Below are 10,984 nucleotides of genomic sequence, written 5' to 3' on the forward strand. Positions count from 1 at the left end.
ATCCAGCTCGGGACCGAGGAGGTGTGGAAGCTCCCACAAAGCGTGAAACCCGGCTCGCCAACCGTCCGGATGGCTGCCGGGCCCACTGCGCGAGGCGACGGCCTCGCGCTCGTTCGGGTTGGCGCGCGGCGCCCGATGCCAACCGAGTGTGGCAGTTCGATTGCGGAGCGTATTGATGTCACGTTCTCGGCGGACCGGCTGTCTCCTCTCTGGAAGCCGAAAACCGGCTCGCAGGAAGGCGGAAACGACCATGGCCCGCATCTCGCTCACCCCGCCCCGGACGATCGTCTACCGGATCGCGGAATGGTACTCCAAGCGCGTTTACGGTGACGTGCTCGACCCCGGGAAGGTGTACGGGCACAACACCAGGGTGTTGCTGGCCTACGCCGGGTTCGAGCGGAAGGTCGCGAAGTGGAGGGCGCTCGACCCGCAGCTCAAGGAGCTGGCCGTGATGGCGGCCGCCGCGCGGATCGGGTGCTCGTGGTGCATGGACTTCGGTTACTGGGAGGCGCACAAGCTGGGCCTCCCGCAGGAGAAGCTGCGGGCCGTGCCGGTGTGGCGGGAGCGGCGGGAGGTGTTCACGCCGCTGGAGCTGTCCGTGCTGGAGTACGCGGAGGCGATGACCGAGACCGAGCCGACCGTCACCGACGAGATGGCCGCGGCGCTGCTCAAGCTGCTGGGGGAGGCGGCGTTCGTCGAGCTGACCGCGATGGTGGCCGTGGAGAACCTCCGATCCCGCGTCAATTCCGCTGTCGGGCTCGTGGGGCAGGGGTTCAAGGACCGATGCGCGGTACCGTCGAAGGCGTGACCGACAGCGCGGTTCTCACGACCTTCGAGGAGCACCGTCCCACGCTCTTCGGCATCGCCTACCGCATGCTCAGCAGCGTGGCGGACGCCGAGGACATCGTGCAGGACGCGTGGCTGAAGTGGAGCGCCGTCGATGTTGAGAAGATCGCCCAGCCGCGCGCCTATCTGGCGCGGACCGTCACCAACCTCTCCCTCAACCGGCTGCAGTCCGCGGCCGTGCAGCGCGAGTCCTACGTCGGTCCGTGGCTGCCGGAGCCCCTGGTGACCGCGCCCGACGCAGGCGGCGGCGTCGAGCAGGAGGAGACCGTCTCGCTGGCCATGCTCGTCGTGCTGGAGACGCTCTCGCCGCTGGAGCGGGCGGTCTTCCTGCTCAAGGAGGTCTTCGGCTTCTCCTACGCCGAGATCGGGGAGATGACGGACCGCTCCGAGACCGCGGTCCGACAGGTCGGCAGCCGCGCCCGCTCCCATGTGCGGGCGAGGCGGCCTCGTTACGACGCCCCGGCGGAGACGCGGCGGAAGGCGACGGAGGAGTTCCTCGCCGCCTGCCTCGGCGGGGACCTGAACCGGATGATGGAGCTGCTCGCCCCCGACGTCACGGTCTGGTCCGACGGCGGCGGCAAGATCCGTGCGGCGCTGCGTCCGCTGCACGGCGCGGACAAGGTCTCCCGCTGGATCCTGGGCATCATCGAGCGCCACCTGCCGGAGGACCTCGGCGTCCACCCGGTGGACGTCAACGGCAGGTTCGGCCTGTTGCTCACCACCGCGGGCGTCCCCGACGACGTGTTCACCGTCGAGTTGGACGAGAACGGCCTGATCGCGGAGGTCCGCCTGGTCCGCAACCCGGACAAGCTCCGGCACGTCACCGTGCCGGAGGAGAGCCACTCGGACCACGCGGAGCCGGGCGCCGGGTGAGGTGCAGCGCCGGGTGAGCTCAGCGCCGCGTGAAGCGGGCCACCGCCACGCCGCCGAGGCACAGCGCACCGCCGCCGACGGCGACCCACGTCGGCGCCTCGCCGAGGATCAGCCAGCCGAGCAGGATCGAGATCGGGGGCACCAGGTAGGTCGTCACGCCGAGCTTGCCCGCCTTGGTGCGGGCCAGCGCGTAGGCCCAGGTGGTGAAGGCGATCGCGGTCGGCGCGGCGCCGAGGTAGACCGCCCAGGCGATCGCCGAGGCGTGCGCCTTCGGCATCTCGTGCGCCAGCTGCGGCGCGAAGGGCAGGCACGCGATCATGCCGACGGCGCAGGCGAGAAACGTCATCTGCAGCGCGGACACCCGGCTCAGCACCGGCTTCTGGATGATCGTCGCGGTGGCGTAGGCCACGGCTGAGGCGAAGCAGAGCAGCGCGCCGAGGAAGTCCGCTCGGCCGTGGTGCGAGGACCCGAACCCGATGACCAGGACGCCGGTGAACGAGACCAGCATCCCGAGCAGCAGCGACCTGGGCAGGCCCTCCTTCAGCACCAGGCCGGCGATCACCGCGATCAGGATCGGGCTCACATTCACCAGCATCGAGGCGGTGCCCGCGTCGACGCGCTGCTCGGCGGCGTTGAGCATCACGTTGTACGCGCCGAACCACAGCACGCCGACGATCACGATCCGCGGCAGGTCGCGTCGCGCGGGCCACGCCTCGCGGCGGGCCAGCACCATCGCGCCGAGCAGGACCGTCCCGACAGCGAGCCGCAGCAGGGCCAGGGGCCCGGCGGAAAGGTCGTGACCGGCGGACCGGATCCCGACGAAGGCGGAGGCCCATAGCACGACGGTCACGCCGGCCGCGGCGGCGGCGAGGCGCGCCGGCTGGGCGGAGGCTGCGGACGCTGCGGCGGATTCGGCGACTGGGGAATCGGCGACAGCGGATTCGGCGACGGCGGATGCGGCGACGGCGGGTGATGGGGCGGTGCTTTCGGTGCTCACGCCTCAAGGGTTCCGGCGGGGGCCGGGATGCGGCAAGCGGTAAACCGCCATGACACTACTGACATCCCGCCAACCGGCTCCGGTGTCGGTGCGGGTCACTAGAGTGCCGACCATGCCGCCATCCTCGCGTTCCCGTGCCCGGACCTACGACCGGCTCAAGTCCCGCGCCGCGCTGCGCGCGCAGGCGGGGGCGATCGCTTCCGTCGTGGCGGGCCTGGACGACGCGCAGTTGGATCTGCCGACCCGCCTCGGAGGCTGGCGGGTGCGGGAGCTCGTGGTGCACCTGGCCGGCGCGCTGGACGCGCTGCCGCGGTTCCTCGCCGCGCCCGACGACGGGGGGCCCGCGTCCACGGTCGCGGACTGGGCCGCGGGCACCCGCGCGGGGGCCGCCGCGATCGAGGCGGACGCGTTCGAACGGGCCGCCGCCTCGGGGGACCCGCGGGAGGGGTTCGCGGGGGCCGTCGACGCCGCGCTGGCCGTCGTGGACGCCGAGCACGCGCCGGAGCGGCGGATCGTCCACCGCCGCGGCGCCATGCTGCTCGACGACTACCTGGTCACCCGCCTCGTCGAGACGGTCGTCCACGCCGACGACCTCGCCGACGCGCTCGCGCTGGCCGCCTTCCCGCACGACCGGCACGCCCTCGCGTCCGCCTGCCGGGTCCTCGCCGACGCCCTCGCGACGAAGGCGCCCGGCGGGGCTGTGGAGCTGCGGGTGCCGCCCTTCGCGGTCGTGCAGTGCGTCGAGGGCCCGCGTCACACCAGGGGCACGCCGCCCAATGTCGTGGAGACCGCGCCGCTGCCCTGGATCCGGCTCGCGACCGGGCGTCTGACCTGGGCGGACGCGTTGGACGTGGCGGAACTCACGGCCAGTGGTGAGCGCAGCGATCTGTCCTCGCTACTGCCTGTGATGACCTGAGGCCGGTCTACGCGCGTCCGCGGGGGCTCCGGGTTCGCGGCGATCACCGCCCGGCGGCCCGGCGTGTCGACCTGCCCTAGACTCGGTGTCGTGCCACGCGGTGACGGACGACTCAGCCATGACCTCCTCCCCGGCGAGAAGGGCCCGCAGGACGCCTGCGGAGTCTTCGGAGTCTGGGCCCCCGGTGAAGAGGTAGCCAAGCTCTCTTACTTCGCCCTTTACGCTCTGCAGCACCGCGGACAGGAGTCCGCGGGCATCGCGGTGAGCAACGGCTCGCAGATCCTGGTCTACAAGGACATGGGCCTCGTCTCCCAGGTGTTCGACGAGACCTCGCTCAACTCCCTCCAGGGCCACATCGCGGTCGGCCACTGCCGCTACTCCACGACCGGCTCCTCGGTCTGGGAGAACGCCCAGCCGACCTTCCGCGCGACCGCCCACGGCAGCCTCGCGCTCGGCCACAACGGCAACCTGGTCAACACCGCCGAGCTGGCGAAGCTGGTCGCCGAGCTGCCCGGCGAGGAGCACGTCTCCCGCTCCGGCCGCCCGGTCGTCACCAACGACACGGACCTGCTCACCGCGCTCGTCGCGGGGCAGCCGGACCTCTCCGTCGAGGAGACCGCGCGCGAGGTCCTGCCGAAGGTCAAGGGCGCCTTCTCGCTCGTCTTCATGGACGAGCAGACCCTCTACGCGGCCCGCGACCCGCAGGGCATCCGTCCGCTCGTCCTCGGCCGCCTCGAGCGCGGCTGGGTCGTGGCCTCGGAGACGGCCGCCCTCGACATCGTCGGCGCCTCCTTCATCCGTGAGGTCGAGCCCGGCGAGCTCATCGCCATCGACGAGAACGGCCTGCGCACCTCGCACTTCGCCGAGGCCGCGCCCAAGGGCTGTGTCTTCGAGTACGTCTACCTGGCCCGGCCGGACACCACCATCGCCGGCCGCAACGTGCACCTCTCCCGCGTGGAGATGGGCCGCACGCTGGCCAAGGAGGCCCCGGTCGAGGCCGACCTGGTGATAGCGACCCCGGAGTCCGGCACCCCGGCCGCCATCGGCTACGCCGAGGCCAGCGGCATCCCGTTCGGCTCCGGCCTGGTCAAGAACGCCTACGTGGGCCGGACCTTCATCCAGCCCAACCAGACCATCCGTCAGCTCGGCATCCGGCTCAAGCTGAACCCGCTCAAGGACGTCATCCGGGGCAAGCGCCTCGTGGTCGTGGACGACTCGATCGTCCGCGGCAACACCCAGCGCGCCCTGGTCCGGATGCTGCGCGAGGCGGGCGCGGCCGAGGTCCACATCCGGATCTCCTCGCCGCCGGTCAAGTGGCCCTGCTTCTACGGCATCGACTTCGCCACCCGCGCGGAGCTGATCGCCAACGGCCTGTCGGTCGACGAGATCGCCGCCTCGCTGGGCGCGGACTCGCTCGCCTACATCTCCATCGACGGCATGATCGCCGCCACCGACCAGCCCAAGGACCGGCTCTGCCGGGCCTGCTTCGACGGGGCGTACCCCGTCGAGCTGCCCGACCCCGAGCTGCTGGGCAAGCACCTGCTGGAGGCGGAGATCTCCGCCGCGAAGCAGCCCCCGGCCACCCGCGGCGGCAACCGCTCGGACGTCGACGGCGTGCAGACGCTGATCGGCGGCCCCGGCGCGGCGGACGCCCTGCGGCGGCCGTGAGCACCGCGAGTTTCGTGCCCGCCCTCCCCCAGCCTCCGGCCGGGGGGACCCCCGTCCACCGCCACCCTTGTTCGAGGCGCTTCGCGCCGCACCTCCCGTGACCCGAAAGGGCCGTCCCGTGTCTGACCAGTCCACCGGTGCCACCTACGCCGCCGCCGGCGTCTCCATCGAGGCCGGGGACCTGGCCGTCGAGTTGATGAAGAAGTGGGTCGGCAAGACCAAGCGCCCCGAGGTCGTCGGCGGCCTCGGCGGTTTCGCCGGCCTCTTCGACGCCAGCGCCTTCAAGCGCTACGAGCGCCCGCTGCTCGCGACGGCCACGGACGGCGTCGGCACCAAGGTCGCGCTGGCCGCGGCGATGGACAAGCACGACACCATCGGCCACGACCTGGTCGGCATGGTCGTCGACGACCTGGTGGTCTGCGGCGCCGAGCCGCTGTTCATGACGGACTACATCTGCGTCGGCAAGGTCCACCCGGAGCGGGTCGCGCAGATCGTCAAGGGCATCGCCGAGGGCTGCGTCCTGGCCGGCTGCGCGCTGGTCGGCGGCGAGACCGCGGAGCACCCGGGCCTGCTCGGCCCGGACGAGTACGACGTGGCGGGCGCCGGCACCGGCGTCGTCGAGGCCGACCAGTTGCTCGGCCCGGACCGGGTCCGCGCGGGCGACGTGGTCATCGCGATGGCCGCCTCCGGTCTGCACTCCAACGGCTACTCGCTGGTCCGGCACGTCCTGCTGAACCAGGCCGGCTGGCAGCTGGACCGGGAGGTCCCGGAGTTCGGCCGCACGCTGGGCGAGGAGCTGCTGGAGCCCACCCGCATCTACTCGCTCGACTGCCTGGCGCTGACGCGGGCCACCGAGATCCACGCCTTCTCCCACGTCACCGGCGGCGGTCTGGCGGCCAACCTGGCCCGGGTCATCCCGGACACCCTCCACGCCCGCCTGGACCGCGGCACGTGGACCCCGCTGCCGGTCTTCCAGACGGTGGCCGAGGTCGGCCGGATGGAGACGCTGGAGATCGAGAAGACGCTCAACATGGGCGTCGGCATGGTCGCCGTGGTGCCGCAGGAGTCCGTCGACGCCGTCCTCGCCGTCCTGGAGGACCGCGACGTGGAGGCCTGGATCCTCGGTGACATCGTCGAGCGCACCGGCGACTACGCGAAGGCGGGCGGCGCCGCCCTGTACGGCGCGTACGCCTAGGAACCAACCCCTCCGGGGCGCGGACCACTCCGTGCCCCGGAACGGGCGGCACAACCCGACGTGGTGACGACGAAGGGCCGACCCGGTCAGACCGGATCGGCTTCGTCGTTTTCAGGGTGTGGTGACGTCAGGCCCGTTTGCGCGAGGGACTCTCGTCCACGTCCTCGTCGTCGTCCACGTCGTTGTATAGCTGTGCGTACGAGGCGTACGGATCGTCGTCCTCGTCCTCGTCGTCGAACGGCTCCGGATTGACCGTGTCGTTCGTATCCGACACGCCCAGCTCATTAGCCAGGCGTGACGCGTCGAAGCCGCCGCTGTTGTACTTCAGCTGGCGGGCGACCTTTGTCTGCTTGGCCTTGGCCCGGCCGCGCCCCATGGCTCGACCCCCTCAACGACGGAGCCTCTGGCTCCGAGTCTTGTCACGCGTTCATGATTCGGAACGGCTCCTCGCCGAAGATGAGAGAGCCGGTCCTTAGAGCAACAACGGTACCTGCTTACAGCGCCGTACGGTACGCCGCCTGTGCGACGTGGCGCACGCCACCCCGGGTTGTGACCATATTGATGCAGGTCAGAGCCGTAAAAAGGGCGATGAGCGGCGGTGTGGACCGCGTGCCCCAAGTGACCGTTCCGACACGATTGTCCCCCGTACGGGCAAGGGGTATCCCCCGGACGGGGGCTTCAGGTGAGAACGCCGTTCCCGTCCGGGGGTATCCCTTCACCGGGATTCGTGACGCCGTGAGTCAGCGCGAACGCGGCAGCAGGATCGTCCGGAGGCGGCCGACCTCGGCCATCCGGCGCTCGGCGAGCCGGTCCGCGGCGACGGCCGGCGGGACGCCGTCCGAGTCGGCGAGGGCGAAGATCTCCAGAGTGGTGTCGAAGATCTTCGACGCCTTGGCCTTGGCCCGGTCGAAGTTGAAGCCCTCGATCTCGTCCGCCACCTGAATCACGCCACCGGCGTTGATCACGTAGTCGGGCGCGTAGAGGATGCCGCGGTCGGCGAGGTCCTTCTCGACGCCGGGGTGCGCCAGCTGGTTGTTCGCGGCGCCGGCGACGATCTTCGCGGTCAGGGCCGGGACCGTCACGTCGTTCAGCGCGCCGCCGAGCGCGCAGGGGGCGTAGACGTCCAGGTCGGCGCGGATCAGGGCGTCGGTGTCGGCGGCGACCTCGACGCCCGGGTGCGCGGCGCGCACGCGGTTGACCGCGTCCTCGCGCACGTCGGTCACGACGACCTGCGCGCCGTCCTCGATCAGGTGCTCGACCAGGTAGTGGCCGACCTTGCCGATGCCGGCCACGCCGACGCGACGGCCCTCGAGGGAGGGGGAGCCCCACTTGTGCTGCGCGGCGGCGCGCATGCCCTGGAAGACGCCGAAGGAGGTGAGGACGGAGGAGTCGCCCGCGCCGCCGTACTCGGGGGAGCGGCCGGTCACGAAGTCGCACTCGCGGGCGATGACGTCCATGTCGGCGACGAAGGTGCCCACGTCGCAGGCGGTGACGTAGCGGCCGCCGAGGGACTGCACGAAGCGGCCGTAGGCGCGCAGCAGCGCCTCGGTCTTGATCTTGTTCGGGTCGCCGATGATGACGGCCTTGCCGCCGCCGAGGTCGAGCCCGGCCATGGCGTTCTTGTAGGACATGCCGCGGGAGAGGTTGAGGGCGTCCTGGACGGCCTCTTCCTCGGTCGCGTAGGGGTGGAACCTGGTGCCGCCGAGGGCGGGGCCCAGGGCGGTGGAGTGGATCGCGATGACGGCCTTCAGGCCGGTGTCGCGGTCGTGGCACAGGACGACCTGCTCATGGCTGTCGCCGGGCGCCGCATCGGGGTCGTTCGCGAAGATCCGGCGCAGTACGCCGGAACGCTCACTGACATCAGTCACGGTGGTGACTCCATTGTCGACTGGCGTCCGCTTGCTGTGGTGCGGACGTTCTGTCTGAAGCGTAGGACGGCCGCCCGGCAGTGCGGTACGGGGTCCGGCTGGCGGACAGTCGTGCCGTGGTCGCGACCCGGTCGCCGCGCTGCTCGCGGGCCGGTTCGTGCGGTCGGCGGGTGGTCGGCGGGTGGTCGGCGCGGGCTCGACCGCGCCGCCGGGGCGGTCCCGGCGAGGCAGCGGTCGGCCTCGGGGACGGGCCCGGGAACGGACCCCGTGCTTCCGGGGCGCCGGAGGGGCAGGGCGTGCGACGATGCCAAGGTGCCTACCTTGCGGACCTCGGTGCATCCCCCCTACGCCGCCTACTTGCGCGTCTACGAGCCGCTGGCCGCGTTCGCGGAGCCGGAGCGCTCGTACTGGCAGAGCTACGCCGCGGAGGGCCCGAGGCTGACCGCGGTCGACGAGCACCGGGGGCGGCTGGCCGACCTGACCGCCGTACCGCCGCTGGCCGTCCCGGAGCAGGAGAGCCGCGACGCGTTCGTGCACGAGGCCGACGGCGTCCTCTATCTCTGTCCCTGGCGCACCCGGCTGCGCAGCTGGCTCGCGCTGGCGGAGCTGCGCGAGGAGCTGCCCGCGCCGTTGCTGGACGCTGCGGTGCCGCCGGTGGTGCGGGCCCAGGCCGAGGCGGACTGGGACAGCTGGCGCACCCGGCACCCTGACGGCCGCCCGTGGATCCTGACCAGCACCTGGAGCATCCCGGTGCGCTGGTTCCTGCTCTTCGGCGACGAGGAGCGCGAGTACATCCCCTCCCGCTCCGAGCTTGCCGTCGAGGGCACGGACGGCCACCCCGACGGCCTCCGTGACAGCCGCGGAGAGGGCCAGGACGGCCCTGGGGAGGACGCCTCGGCGGACGGACGGGAGGAGGCGGATGCTCGGCAGCAGAACGACGGCGCGAAGCGGCGCCCCGCGCCGGTGCTGCGCTACCGCACGCCGATGGCCCAGGCCCGCCGCCGGGTGGCTCGCGGCTTCCGGGTGCTGCGCGAGACGCTCGACGCGGGTCCGCTGGTCGACGGCGTCGAGGAGGTCGGGCGCTGGCTGGAGGAGTTCCACCCGCGCTCGCTGGTCGAGCTGGACTACGGCGGCCTGGTCCACGCGATCCCCGAGCAGGGGCTGGCGGGGGACCGCTCGGCCGAGGAGGTGGCGGAGGGCGTCGCCGCTCTGCGCGCCGGCGATCCGGTCCGGGCCGGGCGCTGCTACCGCGCGCTGACCGAGCGGTGGCGTCGGGTGCAGGAGCTGCAGTACGCGAACTGACCCGGCTGAGCTGCGAGAGCCCTCTCCGGAGCCGGTCCTGAGGAGCTGTCACCACTCCCAATGGTCACAACAACAGCACAGCTCAGAGGCGGGTCGGCCACGGCCGATCGGTCTACGCGCGTCCGGCCTTGGCGGAGTTCCGCCACGACGGATCACGCCATGGACGGCCCCCGGACCAGTCGGACATGCGTGGCACCATCTCCTCAGACGTCACAGGGGTGCTTATCCCGTCTCCACATGGGACCTAGGTCCCAGATCGGGTCAATCCCCCATCAACGTGATGTGACTCACCGTTGACGCGAAGGTCGCACTGGGTGTCAAAATAGGACAACCAGCCTCACTCAGCACCACTCTGCCCACGCAAGAGTGGTTCTGCGGACATCGGGGGCCTTCGCGGGGGAAGCGGGGGCTCTTGATGACGTGACGGGGGGTCGCTTTGCGGTGACTGTCCGTTATGACATGGTCCATCGTCATCCGTCGACCTTGGCCCCTCAGGGGTCAATTCCGCCGGTTTGGCTGATTGGACTGGACGGATGGTGTAGTTGTAGTGCCAAGGACAAGCCGTTCGTCCTATTACCGACTTGGTAGGCGGTGGCCATTTCGGACATCGCACACCAAGGTGCAGAATTTCTAGGAAAGAACCGTGTTGGTTCGGTTCTCCCGAGGAGGCCGCTCATGACCGCTCGTACCCCTGATGCCGAACCCCTGCTGACGCCGGCCGAGGTCGCCACCATGTTCCGCGTTGACCCGAAGACGGTCACTCGCTGGGCCAAGGCTGGCAAGCTCACCTCGATCCGGACGTTGGGGGGTCACCGCCGCTACCGCGAGGCGGAGGTGCGCGCCCTGCTTGCGGGTATTCCGCAGCAGCGCACGGAGGCCTGAGAGGGCTTCGAGTAACAGCTTGGAACTGCACTGGACTCCGCCGGGTCCGGTGCAGTTCTTTTTTGTTCTTGGAATCCCTTTTCGGGATGTGCAATTTTACATATAAAATGAGCGAGTGCCCCGACGTGCCGAACGTGAGCAGTCGTCAAGAAAAGTTAAGTGACTCGCGTCACATGCGTCACATCCCCCACGCGGAACCCACACATCGTGCGGACAAACAGATCAGCCCGGATCCGATTGGATCCGGGCTGATCGTGCAAGCGACCCCGACGGGACTTGAACCCGCGACCTCCACCTTGACAGGGTGGCGAGCTAACCAACTGCTCCACGGGGCCTTGTGCGAGTGAGACTCTACTGCATGCCGACCGCCCTGGTCGAATCGCCCTTCGAGTGCCGTTCGGGCCGAGGACCCCAGGTGAGCTGGGTGGTCGTCAGGA

At 70.8% G+C, this 10,984-nt stretch carries 10 protein-coding genes and 1 tRNA gene; 7 read left to right on the forward strand and 4 right to left on the reverse strand.

Features of this window, described 5'->3' with window-relative positions:
* Positions 1–250: 250 nt before the first annotated feature.
* Together TR48_RS26220 and TR48_RS26225 are read left to right on the forward strand one after the other, a co-directional pair.
* A complete protein-coding gene (locus tag TR48_RS26220; RefSeq protein WP_042371674.1) occupies positions 251–808 on the forward strand; it encodes a carboxymuconolactone decarboxylase family protein in 558 nt (185 codons plus the stop codon).
* Complete coding sequence (locus TR48_RS26225) at positions 784–1,719, forward strand: RNA polymerase sigma-70 factor (protein WP_042371676.1); 936 nt, start codon at positions 784–786, stop codon at positions 1,717–1,719. The genes TR48_RS26220 and TR48_RS26225 overlap by 25 nt, the downstream gene beginning before the upstream one ends.
* A 19-nt stretch (positions 1,720–1,738) precedes the next feature.
* Here TR48_RS26225 and TR48_RS26230 read toward each other — a convergent pair whose 3' ends face one another.
* Positions 1,739–2,716, reverse strand: a complete 978-nt coding sequence (locus TR48_RS26230; protein WP_084729781.1) for a DMT family transporter — start codon at positions 2,714–2,716, stop codon at positions 1,739–1,741.
* Between the two features lie 112 nt (positions 2,717–2,828).
* Here TR48_RS26230 and TR48_RS26235 point away from each other — a divergent pair, with 112 nt between their 5' ends.
* The 3 genes from TR48_RS26235 (at position 2,829) to purM (ending at position 6,495) form a co-directional block, all read left to right on the forward strand.
* On the forward strand, positions 2,829–3,632 hold the full coding sequence (locus tag TR48_RS26235) for a sterol carrier family protein (protein WP_042371679.1): 804 nt from the start codon (positions 2,829–2,831) through the stop codon (positions 3,630–3,632).
* 90 nt (positions 3,633–3,722) lie between these two features.
* Complete coding sequence (gene purF / locus TR48_RS26240; RefSeq protein WP_042371681.1) at positions 3,723–5,300, forward strand: amidophosphoribosyltransferase; 1,578 nt, start codon at positions 3,723–3,725, stop codon at positions 5,298–5,300.
* A 118-nt stretch (positions 5,301–5,418) separates the two neighbouring features.
* Positions 5,419–6,495, forward strand: coding sequence for a phosphoribosylformylglycinamidine cyclo-ligase (gene purM, locus TR48_RS26245; RefSeq protein ID WP_042371683.1), 1,077 nt, complete (start codon positions 5,419–5,421; stop codon positions 6,493–6,495).
* Positions 6,496–6,622: 127 nt separating this feature from the next.
* Here purM and TR48_RS26250 read toward each other — a convergent pair whose 3' ends face one another.
* A complete protein-coding gene (locus tag TR48_RS26250) occupies positions 6,623–6,871 on the reverse strand; it encodes a DUF3073 domain-containing protein (protein ID WP_042371685.1) in 249 nt (82 codons plus the stop codon).
* 364 nt (positions 6,872–7,235) lie between these two features.
* Positions 7,236–8,363 carry a Glu/Leu/Phe/Val dehydrogenase dimerization domain-containing protein gene (locus tag TR48_RS26255; RefSeq protein WP_042371687.1) on the reverse strand — a complete coding sequence of 376 codons (1,128 nt, stop codon included), beginning with the start codon at positions 8,361–8,363 and terminating at the stop codon, positions 7,236–7,238.
* A 312-nt stretch (positions 8,364–8,675) separates the two neighbouring features.
* Between TR48_RS26255 and TR48_RS26260 the strand changes: the two genes are divergently transcribed.
* Positions 8,676–9,665, forward strand: a complete 990-nt coding sequence (locus tag TR48_RS26260) for a DUF8083 family protein (protein ID WP_042371689.1) — start codon at positions 8,676–8,678, stop codon at positions 9,663–9,665.
* 675 nt (positions 9,666–10,340) lie between these two features.
* Entirely contained in the window at positions 10,341–10,547 is a 207-nt protein-coding gene (gene bldC / locus TR48_RS26265; RefSeq protein ID WP_033321412.1) for a developmental transcriptional regulator BldC, read from the forward strand.
* Between the two features lie 261 nt (positions 10,548–10,808).
* Here bldC and TR48_RS26270 read toward each other — a convergent pair.
* A tRNA-Asp gene (locus TR48_RS26270) sits at positions 10,809–10,882 on the reverse strand.
* Positions 10,883–10,984: the final 102 nt, after the last annotated feature.

Source organism: Streptacidiphilus neutrinimicus, from assembly GCF_000787815.1.
Taxonomy (GTDB): domain Bacteria; phylum Actinomycetota; class Actinomycetes; order Streptomycetales; family Streptomycetaceae; genus Streptacidiphilus; species Streptacidiphilus neutrinimicus.